Annotated in this window: 25 protein-coding genes; 8 read left to right on the top strand and 17 right to left on the bottom strand. The window is 60.6% G+C overall.

The features are described 5' to 3' along the window. The first annotated feature begins 327 nt into the window (after positions 1 to 327). The gene (locus ASD70_RS09620; RefSeq protein WP_046069026.1) at positions 328 to 1,053 is read left to right on the top strand and encodes a UTRA domain-containing protein; all 726 of its coding nucleotides are present in this window, start codon (positions 328 to 330) and stop codon (positions 1,051 to 1,053) included. Here ASD70_RS09620 and ASD70_RS09625 read toward each other — a convergent pair. Genes ASD70_RS09625 through ASD70_RS09660 form a run of 8 tightly spaced genes read right to left on the bottom strand, consistent with a single transcriptional unit; the run spans position 1,034 to position 7,187 of the window. After that, positions 1,034 to 1,996 (bottom strand): metal ABC transporter solute-binding protein, Zn/Mn family, encoded by a 963-nt coding sequence (locus ASD70_RS09625; RefSeq protein WP_056846312.1) that lies wholly within the window; start codon positions 1,994 to 1,996, stop codon positions 1,034 to 1,036. The two genes, ASD70_RS09620 and ASD70_RS09625, sit on opposite strands and share 20 nt — an antisense overlap. Continuing rightward, positions 1,996 to 2,895, bottom strand: coding sequence for a metal ABC transporter permease (locus ASD70_RS09630; RefSeq protein WP_056846313.1), 900 nt, complete (start codon positions 2,893 to 2,895; stop codon positions 1,996 to 1,998). Before ASD70_RS09630 ends, ASD70_RS09625 begins: the two co-directional genes overlap by 1 nt. Then, positions 2,892 to 3,638, bottom strand: coding sequence for a metal ABC transporter ATP-binding protein (locus ASD70_RS09635; protein WP_056846314.1), 747 nt, complete (start codon positions 3,636 to 3,638; stop codon positions 2,892 to 2,894). The genes ASD70_RS09630 and ASD70_RS09635 overlap by 4 nt, the downstream gene beginning before the upstream one ends. Then, on the bottom strand, positions 3,635 to 4,555 hold the full coding sequence (locus tag ASD70_RS09640; protein ID WP_046069022.1) for a metal ABC transporter substrate-binding protein: 921 nt from the start codon (positions 4,553 to 4,555) through the stop codon (positions 3,635 to 3,637). Before ASD70_RS09640 ends, ASD70_RS09635 begins: the two co-directional genes overlap by 4 nt. A gap of 19 nt (positions 4,556 to 4,574) precedes the next feature. Next, positions 4,575 to 5,135 carry a DUF6162 family protein gene (locus ASD70_RS09645; protein ID WP_056846315.1) on the bottom strand — a complete coding sequence of 187 codons (561 nt, stop codon included), beginning with the start codon at positions 5,133 to 5,135 and terminating at the stop codon, positions 4,575 to 4,577. Next, complete coding sequence (locus ASD70_RS09650; protein WP_056846316.1) at positions 5,132 to 5,455, bottom strand: hypothetical protein; 324 nt, start codon at positions 5,453 to 5,455, stop codon at positions 5,132 to 5,134. The genes ASD70_RS09645 and ASD70_RS09650 overlap by 4 nt, the downstream gene beginning before the upstream one ends. Beyond that, on the bottom strand, positions 5,452 to 5,988 hold the full coding sequence (locus tag ASD70_RS09655) for a hypothetical protein (RefSeq protein WP_043050327.1): 537 nt from the start codon (positions 5,986 to 5,988) through the stop codon (positions 5,452 to 5,454). Before ASD70_RS09655 ends, ASD70_RS09650 begins: the two co-directional genes overlap by 4 nt. Next, positions 5,985 to 7,187 (bottom strand): PepSY-associated TM helix domain-containing protein, encoded by a 1,203-nt coding sequence (locus tag ASD70_RS09660; RefSeq protein WP_056846317.1) that lies wholly within the window; start codon positions 7,185 to 7,187, stop codon positions 5,985 to 5,987. The genes ASD70_RS09655 and ASD70_RS09660 overlap by 4 nt, the downstream gene beginning before the upstream one ends. A 274-nt stretch (positions 7,188 to 7,461) precedes the next feature. Here ASD70_RS09660 and leuC point away from each other — a divergent pair, with 274 nt between their 5' ends. The 3 genes from leuC (at position 7,462) to ASD70_RS09675 (ending at position 10,801) form a co-directional block, all read left to right on the top strand. Beyond that, positions 7,462 to 8,880 (top strand): 3-isopropylmalate dehydratase large subunit, encoded by a 1,419-nt coding sequence (gene leuC / locus ASD70_RS09665; RefSeq protein ID WP_046072527.1) that lies wholly within the window; start codon positions 7,462 to 7,464, stop codon positions 8,878 to 8,880. Next, complete coding sequence (gene leuD / locus ASD70_RS09670) at positions 8,877 to 9,491, top strand: 3-isopropylmalate dehydratase small subunit (protein WP_046069019.1); 615 nt, start codon at positions 8,877 to 8,879, stop codon at positions 9,489 to 9,491. Before leuC ends, leuD begins: the two co-directional genes overlap by 4 nt. Before the next feature lie 68 nt (positions 9,492 to 9,559). Beyond that, entirely contained in the window at positions 9,560 to 10,801 is a 1,242-nt protein-coding gene (locus tag ASD70_RS09675; RefSeq protein WP_056846318.1) for an MFS transporter, read from the top strand. On the opposite strand, the gene ASD70_RS09680 is transcribed toward ASD70_RS09675, so the two are convergent. The 4 genes from ASD70_RS09680 to soxR all read right to left on the bottom strand — a co-directional run bounded on the left by ASD70_RS09680 (position 10,782) and on the right by soxR (position 13,823). Then, positions 10,782 to 11,696: a LysR substrate-binding domain-containing protein gene (locus ASD70_RS09680; protein WP_156382915.1), complete on the bottom strand. Its 915-nt coding sequence runs from the start codon at positions 11,694 to 11,696 to the stop codon at positions 10,782 to 10,784. The two genes, ASD70_RS09675 and ASD70_RS09680, sit on opposite strands and share 20 nt — an antisense overlap. Positions 11,697 to 11,787: 91 nt before the next feature. Beyond that, on the bottom strand, positions 11,788 to 12,672 hold the full coding sequence (locus tag ASD70_RS09685) for an alpha/beta fold hydrolase (RefSeq protein WP_046069016.1): 885 nt from the start codon (positions 12,670 to 12,672) through the stop codon (positions 11,788 to 11,790). Positions 12,673 to 12,831: 159 nt separating this feature from the next. Continuing rightward, entirely contained in the window at positions 12,832 to 13,287 is a 456-nt protein-coding gene (locus ASD70_RS09690; protein ID WP_056846320.1) for a VOC family protein, read from the bottom strand. An 80-nt stretch (positions 13,288 to 13,367) separates the two neighbouring features. After that, complete coding sequence (soxR, locus tag ASD70_RS09695; protein ID WP_046069014.1) at positions 13,368 to 13,823, bottom strand: redox-sensitive transcriptional activator SoxR; 456 nt, start codon at positions 13,821 to 13,823, stop codon at positions 13,368 to 13,370. Positions 13,824 to 13,923: 100 nt separating this feature from the next. Here soxR and ASD70_RS09700 point away from each other — a divergent pair, with 100 nt between their 5' ends. Then, positions 13,924 to 14,289: an antibiotic biosynthesis monooxygenase gene (locus ASD70_RS09700; RefSeq protein ID WP_056846328.1), complete on the top strand. Its 366-nt coding sequence runs from the start codon at positions 13,924 to 13,926 to the stop codon at positions 14,287 to 14,289. Here ASD70_RS09700 and ASD70_RS09705 read toward each other — a convergent pair. Then, positions 14,278 to 15,381: a sigma-54 interaction domain-containing protein gene (locus tag ASD70_RS09705; protein ID WP_056846321.1), complete on the bottom strand. Its 1,104-nt coding sequence runs from the start codon at positions 15,379 to 15,381 to the stop codon at positions 14,278 to 14,280. The two genes, ASD70_RS09700 and ASD70_RS09705, sit on opposite strands and share 12 nt — an antisense overlap. Positions 15,382 to 15,631: 250 nt before the next feature. Here ASD70_RS09705 and ASD70_RS28275 point away from each other — a divergent pair, with 250 nt between their 5' ends. The 3 genes from ASD70_RS28275 to ASD70_RS09715 all read left to right on the top strand — a co-directional run bounded on the left by ASD70_RS28275 (position 15,632) and on the right by ASD70_RS09715 (position 19,154). After that, the gene (locus ASD70_RS28275; protein WP_080944644.1) at positions 15,632 to 15,901 is read left to right on the top strand and encodes a hypothetical protein; all 270 of its coding nucleotides are present in this window, start codon (positions 15,632 to 15,634) and stop codon (positions 15,899 to 15,901) included. 234 nt (positions 15,902 to 16,135) lie between these two features. Beyond that, the gene (locus tag ASD70_RS09710) at positions 16,136 to 17,296 is read left to right on the top strand and encodes a cysteine desulfurase family protein (protein ID WP_056846322.1); all 1,161 of its coding nucleotides are present in this window, start codon (positions 16,136 to 16,138) and stop codon (positions 17,294 to 17,296) included. A gap of 49 nt (positions 17,297 to 17,345) precedes the next feature. Then, the gene (locus ASD70_RS09715) at positions 17,346 to 19,154 is read left to right on the top strand and encodes an aminopeptidase P family protein (protein WP_056846323.1); all 1,809 of its coding nucleotides are present in this window, start codon (positions 17,346 to 17,348) and stop codon (positions 19,152 to 19,154) included. A 37-nt stretch (positions 19,155 to 19,191) separates the two neighbouring features. On the opposite strand, the gene ASD70_RS09720 is transcribed toward ASD70_RS09715, so the two are convergent. From ASD70_RS09720 to rhtA, 4 genes are all read right to left on the bottom strand, one after another. Beyond that, positions 19,192 to 19,782: a 2-hydroxychromene-2-carboxylate isomerase gene (locus tag ASD70_RS09720; RefSeq protein ID WP_046069010.1), complete on the bottom strand. Its 591-nt coding sequence runs from the start codon at positions 19,780 to 19,782 to the stop codon at positions 19,192 to 19,194. A gap of 35 nt (positions 19,783 to 19,817) precedes the next feature. Then, positions 19,818 to 20,549 (bottom strand): SDR family oxidoreductase, encoded by a 732-nt coding sequence (locus tag ASD70_RS09725; RefSeq protein ID WP_056846324.1) that lies wholly within the window; start codon positions 20,547 to 20,549, stop codon positions 19,818 to 19,820. Positions 20,550 to 20,660: 111 nt separating this feature from the next. Further along, positions 20,661 to 20,942 carry a hypothetical protein gene (locus ASD70_RS09730; protein WP_046069008.1) on the bottom strand — a complete coding sequence of 94 codons (282 nt, stop codon included), beginning with the start codon at positions 20,940 to 20,942 and terminating at the stop codon, positions 20,661 to 20,663. Between the two features lie 161 nt (positions 20,943 to 21,103). Next, positions 21,104 to 21,991, bottom strand: a complete 888-nt coding sequence (gene rhtA / locus ASD70_RS09735; RefSeq protein ID WP_046069007.1) for a threonine/homoserine exporter RhtA — start codon at positions 21,989 to 21,991, stop codon at positions 21,104 to 21,106. Positions 21,992 to 22,291 lie beyond the last annotated feature (300 nt).

The raw sequence follows: 22,291 nt of genomic DNA on the forward strand, positions 1-22,291 counted from the left end.
AACGCGGCGTTTTATATGAACGTTAGCGGTGGTTTGGTCTAGGTCAGCAATACCTGAGCCAATCTAGGCCCGATGGATGACAGTTTCATGTCGATGTCGTTTTCAAAGCGCTGATGTCGCTCAGCGCAAACTTAGCGTAGACCATGCCCAAGTGCCCGCAGGCCCTGGACTTGGCCGATGTATTGCAGGGTGTGGTAGGAAGGGCTACGCCCGCTGTCATCTGTCGGTCATCTGTAATGCCTAGGCTGGCACGCAACAGCAAAAGCCCAGATAGCGCACGTTCTGTGCACCCGAACGGTGCTGGTCTAGTCCAGATAGGTAACGTTGATGCGTGATGAGGCAATCAAGGCGGTAACCTCCATTGGCCTGGCGCTGCAAGAGCAGATCGACCATGGCCTGTTGCCGCCAGCCAGCAAGTTGCCCGCCGAACGCAAGCTCAGCGAGTTGTTTGGTACCACTCGGATTACCGTGCGGGAAGCCTTGTTACAGCTGGAGGCTCAAGGGCAGATCTATCGCGAAGAGCGTCGTGGCTGGTTCGTCTCGCCGCCGCGACTGGCCTATAACCTGATGCAACGCAGCCACTTTCACGCGATGGTCAGCGACCAGGGGCGTGTGGCCTCCACTGAAGTGATTTCAGCGCGGCTGCAACCGGCGTCGGCGGCAGTGTGTGCATGGTTGCAATTGCCGGCGCTGTCCAGCGTGATCCAGATTTGCCGCAGCCGCAGGATCGACGGGCGTCTGGTGCTGTACGTGGAGCACTACCTGAACCCCCGGTATTTTCCGGGGATCCTGGCGTGTGATTTGAATCAGTCGATGACCGAGCTGTATGCGCGCAAGTACGACTTGCACTATGGACGGGTGCGCTTTGAAATCGTGCCGACTTCCCTGCCAGTGGAGGCCGCCGCCGCGTTGCGCGTGTCGGTGGGCAGCCCGGGCTTGCGCATCGCCCGGGTCAACTATGACCAGCACCAGCGCCTGATCGATTGTGACCTGGAGTTCTGGCGTCATGATGCGATTCATGTGGGGGTGGATGTCATGGCGTCAGCGTCTTGATCACCTGATCCGCATTGGTTTCCAACTCGGTCACAGGGTCGGCACCGTCCACATTCAACACCAGCAGCGTGGAGCCGCCGGCAGTGACAGCCGCTTTCACCGTCTCACTTGGTTGACGGTGGTGCAGCACTATCACCACATCGTTGTCCTTCAAGTCGGTACTGAGTTTCTGCAGCGCCTCAGGCGTCCAGTCGGCATCGGGTCGCGCATCGGTGCTGACCAGTTCCAGGTTCAAGCTGCTGACCAAGTAGGCAAAGTGATCGCTCAAGCTGACCACGCTCAGGTTGTCAGCTTTTGCCAGTCGCGCCTCGCTGTCGGCGTTGAGCTTGAGCAGACGTTGCTTGAGGGCGGCCAGGTTGGCGTCGATCTTCGGTTTGGCGCCCGGTGCCAGGCGGCTCAGGTCGGCGGCCATCACATCGGCCATGCGCCCCATATTGTTGCTCGATTGCCAGGGTTGACTGTTCAAACCATCGGCGCCGCCGGGTTGCACGGCGATCCCTGGCAAGCCGCCGTCTACCGGGCGTGCGGCATCCACTTCCACGATACGGATATTGCTGCGACGCGCCACCGGGTACAGCGGGTCATCGGCCCACAGGGAACGCAGGCCGATGGCGGCGTCGGCTTCCTGTGCCAAGGTATTGAGTGCCGCAGCACCGCGGCCGGTGAAATAGGACACCTGCCGCGAGCCTGGCAGGTTGGCGGGGGCCGCACGTTCAAGCTGCACGTCGGTGCCTTTGAGCAGCACTTCGGCCAAGCCGTAGGTGATGGGCAGCGAGGCCAGGACCTTGACCGGTTTTATCGACTTGGCCTTGGTCAGCGCGGCATGGCCGAGGCCGTGGTTGGCCTTGAATTCCTTTGGATCGAAACCATCAACGGCGGCCAGCGCCGAAGTACTGATCAAGCAAGCGATGGCCAGGGCCATTGGGCGAAAGACAGGGCGCATTATCCAAGATTCCCTTTGAGGCTGGGCACGGTGCCGCGGGCAATGGCGGCGAAGGCAAAGGCGATACCGGCAACCAGGATGATTGCGGCGCCGGACGGGATCGGCAGGTCGAAGATGATCGGCAGCAGGATCCCGCACAGGGTGCTGACGGTGGCGATGACGACCGACACCCAGAAGAACCCCTTGAGCGACTGGCTCAACAGGCGTGCCGCGGCGGCCGGAATCACCAGCAGCGCACCGACCAGGATCGCGCCGATGACCTTGACCGCCGCGACGGTGATCAGTGTCACCAGAATCACGAACAGATAATCCAGGGTTTTCACCGCGACACCACGCACCGCCGCCAACTGCGGGTTGAAACTGGCAAGCATGATGCGGTTGTACAGCGGCAACGCCAGGGCCATCACCAGCGAACCGACGATTGCCAATACCAATAAGTCGTTGCCATTGACCGTCAGCACCGAGCCAAACAGCACGTTCTCCAGGATATGCACATTGATCTTGCCGGCCAGGATCAGCAGCAGGCTGGCGCCCAGTGCCAGGGACACCGACAGGAACACGCCGATCAGGGTATCCGGCGCCAGGCCGGTACGGTTGCGCAGGTAGTTCAGCAGGATGCCGAACAGCAGGCAGTAGCCGAACAGGCTGCCATAGGGCCCGGTGTAGGGTTCGCCGAGCAGGATACCCACGGCCACGCCGGTCAGTGCGGCATGGCCGACCGCTTCGGAGAAAAACGCAAAGCGCTTGACCACCACCAGCGTACCCAAGCCGCCCAGTACTGGGCCGATCAGCAAACCGGCGAGCAGGGCGTTGACCACAAACCCGTAGGCCAGGGCTTCTGGCAGGTAACCGGAAGAGGCCCAGCCCTGGACCATCAGGCGAAAGGCTTCATAACTCATTGCGCCGCGCTCCGAGGGTGAGTGGAGAACAGGGTCAGCAGGCGGTCCGGGGTCAGCGCTTCTTTAGGCGTGGCGTCGAACAGCACACGGCGGTTCAGGCCAGTGACACGGTCGGCCAGGCGGCCGACGGCTTCCAGGTCGTGCTCGATCCACAGCACGGTGATCCCGGCCAGGCGCCAGTCATTGAGCAAGCGTTCGAAGACCTGGATGCCGGCTTCGTCGAGGGCCGACATCGGCTCATCCAACACCAGCAATTGCGGCGCCGGGATCAGGCCCTGGGCCAGTAGGACGCGCTGGCGTTCGCCACCGGACAACGCGCCCATGCGACGCTTGCGCTTGTCCTGCATGCCTACCCGTTCGAGCGCTTCGCCAATGGCGGCGGCGTAATGCCTGGACAGGCCCAGGAACGCCGGGCGGCGCTGGCACATGGCGGCCATGAAATCATCCACGGTCATCGGCAAACCACGGTCAAACTCCAGTGCCTGGGGCACATAACCGATGGTGCCGGGCGTGGTCGGCCACTCCAGGCTCAATCGGCCCTGGTGGGGCGTCTGCCCCAGCAGGGTCTTGATCAGCGAGCTTTTGCCGCCGCCGTTGGGACCTACCAGTGCGTGGATGCTGCCCGGCTGTACCTGGAAACTTACGCTGTCGAGGATCACGGTGCGGCCGAGGGTCAGCGATACCTGGTCGAAGTCCAGGGTCGGACCGACGCTGACTACGTTCAGTTGCTCTGCCGCCGTCATGCCCCCGACTCCTGGATCGCACGGACCACGGTGTTGAGGTTGCCGGTCATTTCCACTTCGTACTTTTCAGCGCTGTATTCGCCATAGGAAATATGCGACAGCGGGTACAGCTTGACTCCGGATTCACGCTGGATGGTGTCAACGTAGGTGGACGGGAAATCCATCTCCGAGAAGATCACCTTCACATCCAGGGCGCGCAGCTCATCGATGGTTTTCTTCAACTGGCTGGGGCTCGGTTCGATACCGTGGGCCGGCTCGACTACGGCGGTGACTTCCAGGCCGAATTCGCGCAGCAGGTAGTCGTAGGCGGCATGCACCGTTGCTACGCGCAGGTCCGGGTTGGGGGCGCTGGTCAGCTTGGCCAGGGCGTCGGCGCGCATCTGGCGCAGGCGCTTGCCGTAGGCGCGGGCGTTCTGGGTGTAGGCCTTGGCGTTGTCCGGGTCGAGCTTGCCCAACTCGCGGGCGATGTTATTGACCTGGGCTATCGAGGCACTGATCGACAGGAAGGTGTGCGGGTTGACCACCTTGCCTGCGCCGCGTGCGGCATTGCCGGTCGCGGCCAGCAGCGGCACGTTGGCGTTGGCTTCGATCACCGGGATGTCCGGGCGCTCGCTGGTGGCAATCATGCGGTCGGCAAAGTCGTCATGGCCGACGCCGTTGAGCACGATCACATCCAGCGTGCCGATGCGCTTGATGTCTTCGGCGCGTGGCTCGTAGGCGTGGGGGTTGAAGCCGGCCGGGATCAGCGGCACCACCTCGGCTTTGTCGCCGACGATATTGGCCACATAACTGTAATAAGGGTGCAGGGTGATGCCGATACGTAGGCGCTTTGCCGCATCGGCATTCGCCAGCGGGGCGAGTATCAGGCTGAGAAAGCTGACCAGCAACAGGCGCAACAGGGGCGATGAAATAGACATGGGCAATCGGTCTTCTCGTTCAGTGACGGTGCTGGCGAGTGACGCCGGCATCGAATTGCGCGACCACTTGCTGCCAGCCGGCCGCAATCAGCGCCTGGTCAGTGAGGTCGGAGGGGGCGGCGAGGTTGGCGCTGCGGTTGAGCCAGATATCCGGCTCGTTGCCCAGCACGCGCATCAGCAGCGAACCGCTGGTGGCCGGAACCTGGCTCAAACCCAGGTAGGCGGCCGGGGCCAACAGCTGCCAGCGGTGGGCGCCACGGCTGACCGAACTGGCATCCTGGGCAAAGGGCGCGAAGCCTTCCTCGGCCAGTTGCTCAGGTGTCGGTAGGGCATTTTGCTCCTGTTGCAACAGGTGGATTTCATCCAGCGTCACCCGCAGGTCGGCATAGATACCTTGTTCGGCGGCGCTCAGGTCGCGGCGGGCGTCCAGCTGGTGGCTTGGCACTGCCGCGACTGCCTGGGTTTCACCGTGCAGCGCCACCACCGTACCCGCCACCGCCAGGATGATCAGGCACAGCAACAGCACGTAGAGGGTTTCATGACCTGCACCGGCGGGGCGTACAACCTGTGTGGTAGTCATTGCGCCTGGATATCCGCTTGGTCGATTTCCACGACGTGGCCGGGGCCGGCATCAAACAGCACATAGAACTCGGCAGCAGGCTTCTTGAACGTCAGGGTTGAATCCTCTCCGAGCTTGCCCGGCACCAGGATGGTCTCGTCGTAGCCGATCACATCCAGGGTCACACCGGGGGCGCCGCTGCCGTCGGAAAAGCCGCCCTTGCACTGGATCTGCTCGCCGGGGATTTCCTTGCATTCGCACATCGGGTTGTGGGCAAAGGCGGTGGTACTGAAAGCGGCGCACAGCAACAGTGCGGCGCGGCTCAGGCGCTTGAAGGTCATGGTTTGACTCCTTGCTTGTTCAGCCAGGCAATGGTGGCAGGCGAGGCCTGGCTCAGCGGGATGGAACCCTGGTGCATGCTGCCGTCCCAACCTTCCATGGTCACCCACACTTCGGCGTCTACCGGTGTGCGTTCCGGCACCGGAAGGGCGGCGCCCATGCGGTACGGCGTACCAAAGAAGATCACCCCGGCGGCGCGCAGGCTGCGCGGCTTGCCGATGCGCAGGTAGGTGGCCTTGACCTGATTGGTGCAGGTGTCACACAGGGCGGCATTGAATAATTTCATCGGTCCGGCAGGGTCTGGCCGTGGGCCTTCATTGCGCAGCTCGGCGAGGGTCAGGCTCCACGGGCCGACTTGCACTTGCCCAGCCACGCGCTCGCCGATACCGGTATCTCCGCGAAACAGCGCGGCATCGGCGAAGTACTTGGGCATGAACCCCAGTGGCACGAGCAACAGCAGGATGTTGATGTGGAAACGCCATTTCAGCCAGAAGGCGCGCAGGGGGGATGGCGGTACAGTCGCGACCTTGCTCATCGCTGGGCCTCCGAGGTTTCAGCCTGCATGGCCGGGATGGGCGCGGGTTGCCGCTGGGTCTTGGCTTCGCGCTTGAGGGCGTTGAGGGTGGCCAGGGCGGTGCGCTTGGTCCAGATCAGCAAGCCGCTCAGCACCATCATGCTCAGCACCAGGCCGAAGAATGCCCAGATCAACTTGATCCACAAGCCGCCAAAGTCACCAGTGTGCAGCGGGCGCATGGATTCGGTGACGAACTCCAGCGCGGTACGGTCGGACAGCAGGTTCGTGACGGCGATTTCACCGTCATAGGGGTTCAGTTGTGCGGTCTGGAACATCAGTGGGTACCAGCCCCGGCCGCCAATCTGCAAATGACTGTAGGCGTTGAACGGCAGGACCAAAAAGGAGGCTTCCAGCCCGGGAATGCGTTGGCTCGCAATCTTGATTGCGTCGTCCAGCGCAATCATCGGCGCGGGTACGCCAGGTGCAGAGGTTGGCACTTTCTCGCGGGCGATCACCGGCACGACCGGCTCGCTGGAGATGGAAATCTGGTTGTCACCCAGGATCGCCTGGATCAGGAACCAGGTGCCGGTGATGGAAATGACCGCGATAAACCAGATCGACCAGATACCGCTGAGGCGGTGGAAGTCCCCCCAGAAAATACGCGCACCATGGCGAAAACGCAGGGTTGGCTTGAAGAAGCCTTTCCAGAAACGCTTGTACACCACCAGGCCGGTAACCAGCGAGGCCAGCAGCGGCAAGCCAAGCAATGACACCAGGTACCAGCCCCAGCTGTAGCCGTTGGTGAACGGCACCAGCCACCAGCCGTGCAGGGCACGGGTGAATTGCTGGAAGTTGAACGACGGGCTGATGCCCTGTATCGCTCCGGTATAGGGGTTGGCGTAGACCTCCACGGAGCGTCCATCCGGGTAGCTGAGGTCGACACTCAGGGCGAAGTGCGATTCATCCGGGCGGCTGATGGATTGCACGATAGCCTGGGGTTCATCGCGATTGATGGCGGCGATCACCTGGCCAAAGCTCAGCGGCTGGGCGTCATCCGACGGCTTGCTCGCACGGATATCCGGGTTGGCCAGCCAGACGATTTCCTGGCTGACCACCGCCAGGGTGCCGGTAACGCAGACGATCAGTACAAAGAACCAGATGGGCAATGCCAGCCAGCTATGCACGAGAAACCAGAGTTTGGAGCGTGACTTCTTCGACATGATTAATGAGGGTCTTGATAGGAGGGGGCAATGGAGGCCCGGAAAAGGCCAGTCGTAGCTTTTGCTGACGCGACGGGCTGTATCTAAATTAAGACGGATGAGAATGAGAAATCCCTAAGGCATATATGAAAGTAAATGTTTCAGGTTCACATTCAGGCGGTATGGAATCGTTGATCGAACACGAAACATGTTTCATGCGATCACCCAGTCGCCATTGATGGGGCAGGGCGGCTGGCTAGGATGGGCGGACCCCGTCGAGCGAGCCCGCAATAAAATGACTGCCAGAACCCTCTACGACAAACACATCGATTCCCATACGGTGTGCGCCCTGGATGACCAAGGCCATGTCCTGCTTTATATAGACCGCCAGGTAATCAACGAATACACCAGCCCCCAGGCGTTCAGCGGCTTGCGCGAGGCCGGGCGCACGGTGTGGCGCCCCGGCACGGCGCTGGCGGTGGTTGACCATGTGAACCCCACCACTCCCACGCGGGTCGCGACCATGCCGGATGCCGGCGCGGCGCGACAGGTGGCCTATCTTGCAGAAAACTGCCGGGATTTCGGCATCGAACTGCTGGATGTCCTCGACAAGCATCAAGGCATCGAACACGTGATCGCGCCGGAGCAGGGGTTTATCCTGCCCGGTATGGTGATTGCCGCCGGTGACAGCCACACCACCACTTACGGTGCCTTGGGCGCATTCGGCTTTGGCATCGGCACCTCGGAAATCGAGCATCTGCTGGCATCCCAGACCCTGGTCTATAAACGCTTGAAGACCTTGCGGGTCAGCGTCGACGGTGAGCTGGCGCCGGGCTTGACCTCCAAAGACGTGATCATGGCGCTGATCGGCCAGATCGGTGCTTCCGGCGCCACCGGCTACGCCATCGAGTTCCGTGGCTCCACCATTGATGCCCTGAGTGTCGAAGCGCGCATGACCATCTGCAATATGGCCGTGGAGGCCGGCGCCCGCGGCGCGTTCATGGCGCCGGATGACAAGGTGTTCACCTACCTCAAGGGCAAGCCTCGCGCACCCCGGGGGGCGCTGTGGGAACAAGCCCTGCGTCAATGGCGCACGCTGCGCAGTGACGAGGGCGCGGTGTTTGACCGCGAAGTCCAACTGGATGCCGCCACCCTGGAACCCATGGTCACCTGGGGCACCAGCCCCGACCAGGCCGCGTCCATTGGCGCCCGCGTGCCCGACCCGCAGCACGTCAGCGATCTGATCCTGCGCCAGGGCATGCGTCGGGCCCTCGATTACATGGGCCTGGAACCCGGCGTGCCGCTGAGCGATATCGCCATCAGCCATGCATTTATCGGTTCCTGCACCAACGCGCGCATCGAAGACCTGCGCGACGCCGCCCGCGTGGTGCGCGGTAAACAGGTGGCCGATCATGTACGCGCGATGATCGTACCGGGCTCCACGCAAGTCAGGGACCAGGCCGAAGCCGAAGGGCTGGCCGCGATCTTTATCGCCGCTGGTTTCGAATGGCGTCAGTCGGGCTGCTCGATGTGCCTGGCGATGAACGACGACGTATTGGCCCCCGGCGACCGCTGTGCCTCCAGCACCAACCGCAATTTCGAAGGCCGCCAGGGCGCGGGTGCCCGCACTCACTTGATGAGCCCGGCGATGGTCGCCGCTGCCGCCATCACCGGCCGGCTCACCGATATCCGTGACCTTGGAGAGCGCCCATGAGCCTGCAACCCTTCACCCTGGTCACTGGCAAAGCCGCACCGATGCTGGCGGCCAATATCGATACCGATGTGATCATGCCCAAGCAGTTTCTCAAGGGCATCGACCGCGATGGCCTGGACCGTGGACTGTTTTTTGACCTGCGTTTTTTGCCGTCCGGTGCACCAAATCTCGAGTTCGTGCTCAATCAACCGGCCTGGCAAGGCGCGAACTTTATGGTAGTGGGGCCGAACTTCGGCTGTGGCTCCAGCCGCGAGCATGCGGTGTGGGGCCTGAAGCAAATGGGCATTCGCGCCTTGATCGGCAGCAGCTTCGCCGGAATTTTTCATGACAACTGCCAGCGCAACGGGCTGTTATTGATCACTCTGGAACAGGCGGTGTTGCACCGGCTTGCGCAAACCATCAGTCAAGCAGACCAGGCGCAGATCAGTATTGACCTTGAGGCCCAGCAGATTCGTCTAGCGGATGGCCAGTTGATCCCGTTCCAGATCGACACCTTGCGCAAAACGGCACTGTTATTCGGCCTGGATGCAATTGGCAGCACCTTGCAGCGCAGCGAGCAGATCGAGGCATTTGAGCGCCAGCACCTGACGACGAAGCCCTGGCTCGGTTGACACCGGGTGCGTCGTCGACTTAAGTGGGACCGACATGGGCGTCGGCTCACTCAAGGAAAGTTCGTAACATGGATGTGCTGAACGTTGATCCTCAATCGACCCTGTCGACCCGCAACGCACGCCTGATCATCTTTGCCCGCGGCGTGTCGGATTTCGGGGCGTTCCTCAACATGGTGGCATTGTCCACTTATGTGTATTGGCTCAGTCAGAGCGTGGTGTTTGTCAGCATCTTCCTCGCCTGCCGGGTCACCGGCGGCATTGTTGCCAGCCTGTTTGGCATTCCGTTTTTTCGTCGGTTTGCCGGGCGCGGCACATTGGCGGGGCTGGATTTGGCGCGGGCATTATTGCTGACGCCGCTGCTGGTGTTGTTACCGGCCCATCAACTCACGCTGTTGCCCTTTATCGCCTTTGGCCTCGGCCTGTGTAATTCGCTGTTCGCCATTGGCCTCAACAGTCAATTGCCCACCTGGGTCGCCCTTGAACAGCGGGTAAATACCAACGCATGGATCACCTCGGCGGCTGCCACCGGCGCGGTCTTTGGCAGTTTGCTCGCAGGCTTGCTGATCGCTACAGGTGGATTTGAAGCGGTGTTTGCCGTCAATATCGGCACCTATGTGATTGCTGCTTGCCTGGTCTTGCCCCTGCGTGCCTTGTATAGCGTGGCCGTTGCGGCCCATCGCGGGCTCGCCGCCGAATGGCAGGCGCTGACCAAGGGGCTGCGTGGCGCGCCGGTGCTGACCGTCATGTTGCTGATCAGCATGCTCGATACCCTTGGCAGCGCAGCACATAACGTCGGCTGGCCCGTGCTGTCGCAGTATATTTCCCCGGACACGGCCAAGACGGTCATGGGCTATCTGCTGGCCGTGTGGGCCTGTGGCAAGTTTATTGGCGCGCGCATCGCCAGCGCGGTGTTGAAAGGCTGTGGAACCCAAGGCATGGAGCGTTTGTTCATGCTCGGTGTAGCGTTGATGTCCAGTGGCTTTATCCTGACTTTCCAACAGACCGAACTGTGGCTGGCATTGTTACTGGTGGTGTGGGCGGGGCTGGGCGACGGATTGTCCGAGGTGGCATTGATCTCCCGCGCGCAAAGCGAGCCCGATAGATTGCGCTTGCCGCTGTTCAGCCTCTTGACCCTGATCCAGATGGCGGGCTTTGGCGTGGGCATGCTGGTGGTCGGGCCGTTCTATATGACGTGGACGCCGGCCCAGGTGATCGTGTTGTTTCATGGGTTGCCATTGACCGCGTTGGTGGTCATGACGATATGGCTGGGCTGCGCTGCCTACCGGAGTGTCAGATCGACAAACCCTTGAAGTGCTCCTGTAGAAACTCCACACAAGCCCTCAGTTTGCCGGAGTAGGCCAGGCGTGTCGGGTACACCGCCCACACGTTGGCGCTTTGGGTGTAGTCGTGCAGCACCTGCACCAGCTGGCCTTGCTCCAGCAGCGGCTTCACGTCCCACATCGAGCGCAGCAGTACACCGCGCCCGTCCAGTGCCCACTGCAACACGATCTCGCCGTTGTTGGATGACAGCGGCCCGCGAACGCGCACGCTGTGCGCTGTGCCATCGCGCTCCAGGTTCCAGATGCCGAAGGCATTATCGCGCTCCTTGATCACCAGGCAGTCATGGTGCTCCAAGTCGCTCAATTGCCGCGGCGTGCCCCGGCGTTGCAAGTAGGACGGTGCGGCGCACAGCACTCGACGATTGCTCACCAGGCGCCGTCCGATGTGCTGGCCGGGGATGTCATCGCCCACCCGAATCTCCAGGTCGAAGCCTTCGCTGACGATATCCACCACGCGGTCGAACAAGTCCAGGCGGATGTCCAGTCCTGGGTATCTTTCTGCCAGCAATGACAGGGCCGGGGCCACATGGTTGCGACCGAAGCCGAAGCTGCTGCACAAGTGCAGGTGTCCACGGGGGCTGTCATGGGCGTCGGACAGTTCATCCGAGAGTTGCTGAAAGTCTTCGAGGATGCGCACAGCCCAACGCTGCACCCGTTCGCCGTCTTCGGTCAGGGCGATGCGTCGGCTGGTGCGGTGCAGCAGGCGCGTGGCCAGTGTGGTTTCGAGGATCTGGATACGCTTGCTGACATAGGCTGGGGACAAGCCCAGTTCGTCGGCGGCTGCGGCAAAGCCGGCTTTGCGGATAACGGTGAGGAATACCCGCAGGTCTTCGGGCAGGGGCACGGTGGCTTTTTTGTTCGTCATCGCAGGCAGGTGTGGGAGGGTGAGTCGCCAGGATAGCATCGGTTGGGGAGGCCGCTGTGCTCGGGTAGCGGCCACGACGGGAGTCCACAGCTTATTTGGCTGCGAGAAGGAAGGGCAGGGCTTCAACCAGCAATAACTCCGGGGCCTCTTCTGCTATGTAGTGCCCGGCCGGCAACGCCTTGCCACGTACGTTGGTGGCGACTTTCTGCCATTCTCCGAGTGGGTCGAAACAGCGGCCGACGGTGCCGTCGGCGCCCCATATCACTAATAGAGGCAGATTCAAATGATGGCCGGCGTCGATGTCAGCCTGGTCATGTTCCAGGTCGATGCTCGCGGCGGCGCGATAGTCCTCGCAGATACCGGTGGCGGTGCCGGGCAATGTCAGGCAGCGCAGGTACTCGGCGAAGGCTTCGTCGGTGAATGGCTTAAGCCCGGCGCTGCGGCTGCCCATGACGCTGCGCAGGTACAACTCGGGGTTGGCTTCGATCAGGGCTTCCGGCAACGGCGCCGGACGGATCAGGAAGAACCAGTGCCAGTAGGCGCGGGCGAAGGCTTCATCGGTCTGGGCGTACATCGCCAGGGTTGGCGCGATATCCAGCAGCACAATGCGTTTTACAACCTTGGGTTGATCCAGGGCCAGGCGATGGGCGACGCGGGCGCCACGGTCGTGGGCCAGCACCGAGAACGTGTCGAAGCCCAGGGCCTGCATCAGTTCGACACCGTCCCGGGCCATTTGCCGTTTCGAATAATGGGTGTGGTGTTCGTTGGCCGCAGGTTTGCTGCTGTCGCCATAGCCGCGCAGGTCGGCAGCCACCACGCTGAAGTGTTCGGCCAATTGCTCGGCGACTTTATGCCAGATGACATGGGTTTGCGGGTGCCCGTGGAGCAGAAGCAGGCCGGGGCCTGTACCGCCTCTGCGGTAGTTTATGTCTACGCCATTGACGTGGCACTGGTCTTTCTCGAAGCCGGCAAACATGGAATGACTCCTTGTGATGATGACCTGCATCCTGGAATCACACGGCGGTTGGGGCAAGGGGAAAAGTGTGGGGGGGATGTTCATGAAGTGTGTAGAAGCCCGGCCCTTCAAACAGAGGAGATCCAATGTGGGAGGGGGCTCCCTCCCACCTCGAATGCACTACGGTTTGAACATCTCCATGGCACGCTGGCGGATCTGCTCCTCGGTCAGGTCTTCTTTATGTGTAGCCAGGAACCACAGGTGCCCGAACGGATCTTTCACACTCGCGGAGCGGTCGCCATAGAACTGGTCCTGTGGGGCAGACACTTCGATGGCGCCTGCCTCAATGGCCTGTTTGAACTGTGCATCCACATCGTTGACATACAGGTGCAAACCGACACTGGGGTGTGTATCCGGGTTGCGCAGGGCCGTTTCATCGCAGGGGGTGCCCAGCATGATCATCGCTTCGCCAATACGCAGCTCCGCGTGGCCGACCCTGCCGTCGGGCATGTCCAGGCGCATGGACACGGTGGCGTCGAAGGCCTTCTGATAGAACTCGATCGCCTTTGCGGCCTCGTTGATCCCCAGATAGGGGGTAATGCCGTGATAACCGTCGGGAATAGGTTTAACGCTCATAACGTTCTCCTTTATTGTGGTTATGGAGTGACAGCCTTTTCACTATAGGTCACGCCGCACCACCCCACCATTGATTGGGCCTACAGGTCGGAATCAAGGGTGGGCTCCAACAGCTGGGCACCGGGGCCGCGCTCACCCAGCTGGTCATCCTGGTTGCGCAGCGGGCACGCCTGCATCGACAGACATCCACAACCGATGCAGCCATTGAGCTTGTCCCGCAGCAGCATCAGCTTGTTGATGCGCTCATCCAGGTCTTCACGCCACAACGCCGACAGACGTTCCCAGTCGCGAGCGTTAGGTGTGCGCCCATCGGGCAGCGTCTGCAATGCTTCGCCAATGGTCGCCAGTGGAATGCCCAAGCGCTGGGCGATCTTGATCACCACCACCCGCCGGAGTACGTCCCGTGGATAACGCCGTTGGTTACCGGCATTGCGATTACTCTTGATCAGCCCCTTGGCTTCGTAGAAATGCAGGGCAGTGACCGCCACCCCGCTGCGGGCCGCCAACTGACCGACGCTGAGTTCCTTGTTGAGCATGCAAAACTCCCAAGCAGTGCTTGACCTCGACTTAACTAGAGGTTTTACCCTGCGTGGCATCGAATCGCAAGATTCTGCCTACAAAGAAAGGGGTGTGTTCATGCAGGTATCAGAGAAAAATCGCAGCTTCACCCAATTGATCGAATTTCACATCGAACCCCGTCAGCAATCCGCCCTGGTGGCAGCCTTGACCACCCAGAGCGAGCGCCTGGCCGAAGGCCATGGCGGCTTTTTGAGCGCCAGCGTACAGGTCAGCGATGATGGTCGGCGGGTGCTCAATTACCTGCAATGGCAATCCCGCGAGGCCGGTGAGGCGGCCTTCAAGTGCTTTGAGCAGGGCGATGCGGATTTCTGGACGCTGATCCGTGCTCACCAGGCCACGGCCGTGACCTTTGGTTCGTTCCAGGTGCTGCGCAGTTTTGAGCGCAGCCAGGATGACGCGTTGCACTGCAGGCTAAATGGATAGATGCAGCATTCGCTCGCCTTGCAGGTTTTCCCCTGGCCGACGCTTGTTCACCGCCAACTCGCCGATCTTGATCAGGCGCGTGCGCGTCACATTGCGGCTCAAGCCCAGCAGGTTGGCGGTGTGCACCTGGTTGTAATGGCTGAAGCGGTAAGCGGCGCGTAATAATGCGTCCTCGACCTTTTCGTGCAGGGCGCCGGCCTGCTCCTCGAAGAGCTTTTGAAACGCCCGTGCCAGCAGGGCTTCTGCGCTGTTATCGAGGCCATGCCGGCTGTCGTCCTGGCGCTCGATACGCAGGTTCGACAGGCGCAGGTCGTCGCGCTCGATCACACCGTTGCGGCAGGTCAGCAGGGTGTGGTGAATCACGTTTTCCAGCTCGCGAATATTGCCCGGCCAGCTGTAGCTACGGAGCTTGTGCTCGGCTTCGCGGCTGATGGTGACCAGGCCGTAGCCCAGGCGCCGGCTATAGGTTTCGATAAAGTGCCGGGTCAACGGCAGGATATCGCCGGGGCGCTCGCGCAGTGGGCTGAGCTCCAGGCTGACCACGTCGAGGCGGTAGTAGAGGTCTTCGCGGAAGTGCCCGGCGTTGATGGCCTTTTCCAGTTGCACGTTGGTGGCGGCCAGGACCCGCACATCGATTGGAATACTCTTGCGCGAACCCAGGCGCACCACTTCACGCTCCTGCAACACCCGCAGCAACTTGACCTGGATAGCCATCGGCAAGTCACCGATTTCATCGAGAAACAAAGTGCCGCCGTCCGCTTCTTCGAACCAGCCTGCCTTGGCGCAGAGGGCTCCGGTAAACGCGCCTTTCTCGTGGCCGAACAGCTCGGCCTCCACCAGGGATTCAGAGAAGGCTCCGCAGTTCACCGCCACGAACTGCCGGTTGCGCCGTGCGCTGAGGTTGTGGATATGCCGCGCCACCAGCTCCTTGCCGGTGCCGGTCTCGCCGATGATCAGTACGCTGGCTTCGCTCGGCGCCACTTGCCGGATATGCTCGAGCAACGCCTGGGATTTCGGGTCTTCGAAAACCTGGGCCGTGGCACGGATCGACGTCGCGAGGGCGGGCGAGGGCGGGAGGGTCAAAAGCTGCATGGGCACCTCTGTTTGAAATGGAGCGTCGGAATCGGCATGGACTGGTTCATGGGGTAGGTATAGAAGAATACGGTTATTCCGTAAACGTGCGTATTTCTATATTTATAGGTCTTAAGTGAATAAGCAGAAGATGCTATCTGGTATGCCGTGACGGTTGATAGCGACTATCACGGACGGTGATTTTTCACCGCGAAGGGGCGGGAGTAGCCTGTGTTCATTGACTTGAAACCACCTTCGCAGGGCCTCCGCCATGAACCGTTTGCTCGCTGTTTCTTTTTTACTTGTCACCTCTGTCCTTGCCGGTTGTGCGACTCAGCCGTCACCGGAGCTACGGCCTTATACCGCGGAAGAAACCAGGCAATTGGCCCTGGAGGCCCTGGGCCGCCGTGGTTTGTCGTTTGACGACTATCAACGCCAGCGCGCCGCGTTGCTTGGCCAGCCACAACAACCCTTCGGCTTTGATCACCAGGGTGAAATGAACGCCGAGCGCAGCGTCGTCCTGCATGGTCGTCCCAGTTGAGCCCGCTTCCTGCGGCAAAAAGCCCGAGGCGTCCCATAAGGAACCTCGGGCTTTTTGTTTGCCATGGGGCTACCTCAGCCTGTTAAGCTGAATTTCAGGAGCGTTCCTACGCACATTTAAACAAAGTGGTCCTTCTTTAATGGCACTCGATCGGTTAAACCTGACGACCTCTGTTCTGGTCGATGCCGCCTGAGACGCTGCTCTCGGGAATACGCTCTGCGAGTTTTTAACGTCATGAATAAACGTCCGTTGTATTTCGACTACGCCGCCACTACTCCGGTGGATGAGCGGGTTATCCAGGTGATGGTCGAGTGTCTGGGCTTCAATGCCAACTTCGGTAACCCTGCGTCCAGTTCCCATGCGTTTGGTCAGGCGGCTCGGCATACGGTTGAACAGGCGCGTCGCCAGGTCGCCGAATTGGTCGGCGCCCAGCCTGAGCAGATCGTCTGGACCTCCGGTGCTACAGAATCCAACAACCTGGCGCTCAAGGGCGTGGCCCAGGCCCGTGGTGTGGCGGGTGGGCATATCATCACCAGCCAGATTGAGCACAAGGCCACACTGGATACCGCGCGGCAATTGCAGGACGCCGGCGTGGCGGTGACTTACCTGGTGCCGGATGCCCACGGCTTGATCAGCGTCGACGCCGTCAGCGAAGCCCTGCGCGAGGACACCTTCCTGGTCTCGCTGATGCTGGTCAATAACGAGCTGGGCACCCTGAACGACATCCCGGCCATCGGCGCCCGCGTGCGTGAGCATGGCGCGTTGTTCCATGTGGATGCGGCGCAGGGGGCGGGTAAGGTGGCCATTGATCTGGCCCAGTGGCCGGTGGACTTGATGTCGTTCTCTGCGCACAAACTGTACGGGCCCAAGGGTATCGGCGCGTTGTACGTCGGGCCTCGGGCACAGCAGAAGGTACTGGCGCAGATTCATGGCGGTGGTCACGAAGGGGGCTTGCGTTCCGGCACCCTGGCGACCCATCAGATTGCGGGTATGGGCACAGCATTCGCCTTGGCGGCGGCGTCCTTCGCTGATGAGAAGGCCACGATTGTTGCGCTGCGCCAGCGCCTGCTGGATCAACTGGCGTCAGTCGCCGGCCTGCGTCTCAATGGCAGCCCCACCCAGCGTATTCCACATACCCTCAGCCTGACGTTCAGCGAAGGCGAATTCAATTCCGCCGCACTGAGCGCGGGCATTGCCTTTTCCGCGACTTCTGCGTGCAATTCGGCAAGCAATGCGCCGTCCCATGTGCTCCTGGCCTTGGGGCATGATGCTCGCAGCGCCGGACGCACTATCCGCTTGAGCCTGGGCCGGTTTACCACCGAACAGGATATCGACGAAGCGGCCCGGCTGATCAAGGCCTCACTGGCCAGCGCGCCGGCGTTCTGGGCGGTCTGATTTATCATTTGCAGTACATAACAATTATTAGTGGTTAGCAGGAGACACAATGAGTACGCAGCCTTTGACCCATGGAACGGTTCCCCAGCGCCTGGCGCATACCCGTGAACTGATGCGTCGCGAGGGCATCCATGCCCTGCTGGTGCCATCGGCCGACCCGCACTTGTCCGAGTACTTGCCGGGTTACTGGCAAGGGCGCCAGTGGTTGTCAGGGTTTCATGGTTCGGTGGGGACACTGATCGTCACGGCGGATTTTGCCGGGGTCTGGGCTGATAGCCGCTACTGGGAACAGGCGACCAAGGAACTCAAGGGCAGCGGCATCGAGCTGGTCAAACTGCAACCGGGCCAACCTGGGCCGCTGGAGTGGCTGGCCGAGCAAACCCCAGAAGGCGGCGTGGTGGCCGTGGATGGTGCGGTCATGGCCGTGGCCTCGGCACGTACGCTGGGTAGCAAGCTGGCCGAGCGCGGTGCCCGTTTGCGTACCGATATCGACCTGCTCAACGAGGTCTGGCAAGACCGCCCGGCGCTGCCGAACCAGCCGATCTACCAGCATCTGCCGCCCCAAGCCACCGTCAGCCGTGGCGAGAAACTTGCCGCATTGCGCGCCAGCTTGAAAGACAAGGGCGCCGACTGGCATTTCATCGCGACGCTGGATGACATCGCCTGGTTATTTAACCTGCGCGGCGGTGATGTGTCGTTCAATCCGGTGTTCGTGTCCTTTGCGTTGATCAATCAACAGCAGGCCACCTTGTTTGTGGCGCTGGGCAAGGTCGATGCCGAACTGAGGGCCGTGCTTGAGCAGGATGGCGTGACCTTGCGCGACTACAGCGATGTGGCCGATGCGCTGCGTGCCGTGCCGTCGGGTGCAAGCTTGCAGGTGGACCCCGCACGCGTGACGGCTGGCTTGCTGGAAAACCTCGACACTGGCGTCAAGCTGGTGGAAGGTCTGAACCCGACCACGCTTGCCAAATCCCGCAAGAGCCTGGCGGACGCGGAACATATCCGCCAGGCGATGGAGCAGGATGGCGCGGCATTGTGCGAATTTTTCGCCTGGCTCGACAGTGCTTTGGGCCGTGAGCGCATCACTGAACTGACTATCGACGAACACCTGACCGCTGCGCGTACCCGTCGCCCCGGTTATGTGTCGCTTAGCTTCAACACCATTGCCGCGTTCAACGCCAATGGCGCGATGCCGCACTACCACGCCACCGAAGAAGAGCACGCGCTGATCGAAGGGGATGGCTTGCTGTTGATCGACTCGGGTGGCCAATACCTGGGCGGGACCACCGACATCACCCGCATGGTGCCCATCGGTACGCCGAGTGAAGAGCAGAAACGCGATTGCACACGGGTGCTCAAGGGAGTGATTGCCCTGTCCCGTGCGCACTTCCCCAAAGGCATCCTGTCACCGTTGCTGGACGCCATTGCCCGTGCGCCGATCTGGGCCGAAGGGGTGGACTACGGCCATGGTACAGGCCATGGCGTAGGTTATTTCCTCAATGTGCATGAGGGGCCGCAGGTCATTGCCTACCAGGCTGCTGCTGCGCCACAAACGGCGATGCAGCCGGGGATGATTACTTCGATTGAACCAGGTACTTATCGTCCCGGTCGTTGGGGCGTACGCATTGAAAACCTGGTACTTAACCGTGAAGCGGGCAAGACCGAGTTTGGCGAATTCCTCAAGTTCGAAACCCTGACCTTGTGCCCGATTGATACCCGTTGCCTGGAGCCGTCGTTGCTGACGGCGGATGAGCGCGAGTGGTTCAACGCGTACCACGCCGAAGTGCGTGAGCGCTTGAGCCCGTTGCTCAGTGGTGCGGCGCTCGAGTGGCTGCAGGTGCGCACCGCGGCCATTTGATTTGTTGCAGCCGGCCCGCGCCGGCTGCAAGCTAAATCTAGCTGAGGGCTTCGCGCACAAAGTCCAGACGGTCCTGGCCAAAGAACAGCTGATCGCCCACAAAAAAGCTGGGGGCACCGAACACGCCGCGTTTAACGGCTTGTTCGGTGTTGTCCTTGAGGGTGTTCTTGACGGCTTCGTCATTGGACAGGGCCAGTACTTGCTCTGGATCGAACCCATGATCGCTGAGGACGCTGGCCACGACCTCGGGATCGCCCAGGTGACGGCCTTCTACCCAGAGCGCACGGAACAGGCAATCGATAAAGTCGAGGAAGCGCTCAGGCTGGTGGATTTGCATGCCGGTGATTGCGCGCATCAGTACCAGGGTATTGATGGGGAAGTGCGGGTTAAATCTGAGCGGTACATTGTAGCGTTTGGCGTAACGCGCCAAGTCATCCAGCATGTAGCGCCCCTTGGCCGGTACCATGATCGGTGAGGCATTGCCAGTGGCCTTGAATACGCCGCCCAACAGCATCGGCTGATACACCAGCTGTGCGCTGGTTTCGGCGCAGAGAGCCGGCATCTGGGTGTAGGCCAGGTAAGTGGCGGGGCTGCCCAGATCGAAGAAAAACTCCAGGATTTTACTCATGGTCGATACTCGCTGCTTATTGTTATAGGGGCGTGTTACCAGGGTTCGCTCCAGGGCCGCAGATCCAGTTCGAACGTCCATGCGTCCCGTGGCTGGCTATGCAGGTACCAGTAGTTGTCGGCAATGTGGTCTGGGTTGAGGATGCCGTCCTGGTCCTTGAGGGCATATTTTTGCGGGAAGTTCTCGCGAATGAAGTCGGTATCGATGGCCCCGTCGATCACCACATGGGCGACGTGGATGCCCAGCGGGCCTAATTCCCGCGCCATGCTCTGGGCGAGGGCGCGGATACCGTGCTTTGCACCGGCGAACGCGGCGAACCCTGCGGCTCCGCGCAAGCCCGCAGTCGCGCCGGTGAACAGGAGGGTGCCGCGGTTACGGGTGACCATGCGCTTGGCAACTTCACGTGCGTTCAAGAAACCGGAAAAACACGCCATTTCCCAGATCTTGAAATATTTGCGTGCGGTTTCTTCCAGAATGCTGCAAGGCACGTTGGCGCCGATGTTGAAGACAAACGCTTCAATAGGCCCCAGTTCGGTCTCGATTTTCTCGACCAGTGCGATAACGTCTTCTTCTTTACGTGCGTCACAGGCAAAACCGTGGGCTTCACCGCCTGCCGATTGGATGCTGTCTACCAGGGGTTGCAGTCTGTCGGCGCTGCGACGGGTAACGCAGGCAATGTAGCCTTCGCGGGCAAAGCGCTTGGCGATGGCACCACCGGTTGCGTCACCTGCACCGACTACCAATACGATTTTCTTGTTGTGCGTCATGGGAACTCCATTGGCTCGATGATCGAGCAGGAGTTTAGCCGCCGTGTCGCAAAAGGCATTTGGAATGTGGTGGGAATTTGAGACGAGCAGCCAAGAGAGGCTGCTCGGCAGCTATTTACAAATGACGATCATACTGCGGCTGGTATAGCCGGCAGGATTGAGGCCGAACGGATAGTCCCCAGGCTCCTCGGAGTTGTCGCCGGACTTGGCAATCACCCGATAACCCTTGGCACCGCATGAATTGGCTGCACTGGTGTAGCACTGGTCCCAGGAGGAGGACAGGCCAGAACAGTTGATGTGCAGCCCTTTTTTGCCCCGTTTCACTTCTGTTTTGGTGGTTGCAGCACAGCCAACGATGCCCACAACCAACAACAGTATCAAAATTCGTTTCATTCCCATCCTTAATAGCCGCTCTGCAGAAGAACAGAGCCGCTTACTCGCTCTCGAGCGTAGCGTTCATGCTGTCCGTGTCGAAATTCTCCATGAATGACATTCGGTTACGGCTTAAACATGGCCTAAATGAGCGGCAAATACCAGAGCTTGTGTTAAAGAGGTCAGTCGGCGGGCACCAGCGGTTTTGATTCGTTGCGCATCGTCAAAGTGGCGCCCACGGAAGCCAGGATAATGCAGGTAATCGCCAGCCACTGGGCGAGGGATAGGTGCTCATTCAGGAAGAACAGGCCGGAGAGGGCGCCGAACGCCGGTTCAATACTCATCAGCGTACCGAACGTGCGTGCGGGGAGACGAGTCAGTGCGACCATCTCCAACGTATAGGGCAAGGCCGTCGACAGAATCGCAACGCCAATGGCGATAGGGATCAGGGCGGGCGTCAGCAATGCGGTGCCGGCATGCACGATGCCGATCGGCGCAACGAACAGGGCTGCAATCATTACGCCGAGGGCGGCGGTCTGGACACCGTTGTCATTCCCCGCCTTTTGGCCAAACAGGATATAGAGCGCCCAGCATACCCCTGCGCCCAGCGCGTAAGCTGCTCCAACCCAATCGATACCGCTGCTGGCCTCGCTCATTGGGATCAGCAGGAGCAGGCCGATAATTGCTAGCGCAATCCAGAGGAAGTCGACTGCTCGCCGCGACGCGTAGATAGCGACGGCGAGCGGGCCTGTGAATTCCAGTGCTACAGCAATTCCCAAGGGCACGGTGCGCAGGGACATATAGAAGAGGAAGTTCATGCCACCCAGCGCCATCCCGTAGATGATCACTGTGCGCAGGGACTTTGCCGTCAGCTTGGCGCGCCATGGGCGTAATAGAAGCAGCATGATCACACTGGCGAAGATCAAGCGCAGAGTAGTTGTGCCTTGCGCGCCGACAATAGGAAACATGCTCTTGGCCAGTGAGGCACCGGATTGGATGGAGGCCATAGCGATCAACAGCAGGCCGACGGGAAACAGTGCGCAGGCCAGGCCGCGGGGAGGGGAGGTCATTGGAGGTGTTCTTCCGAAGTCATAGTCGATGAGCAGATGTCGCTATGATGCTTAACTGTTGAGTAATGAGCAATATATTGCTCAATTTGCCGTTTAAGTCTTTCTATATAGAAGGATCATGGAGTTTGCAGCCGTATTGATAGAAAACCTGAATTAAGCCTTGACGGCAGATTCTGGAAGCCTATAATTCGCCCCACTTCCAGCGCAGTCGAAACGGAAAACTCCTTGGTAAACAATGAGTTATGAAGTTTTCGGCAGCAAGTTGCTTCAGTTCATCGAAGCCAAAAGGAAGTTGAAAAA

The sequence above is a fragment of the Pseudomonas sp. Root569 genome, from assembly GCF_001427465.1.
Taxonomy (GTDB): Bacteria; Pseudomonadota; Gammaproteobacteria; order Pseudomonadales; family Pseudomonadaceae; genus Aquipseudomonas; species Aquipseudomonas synxantha.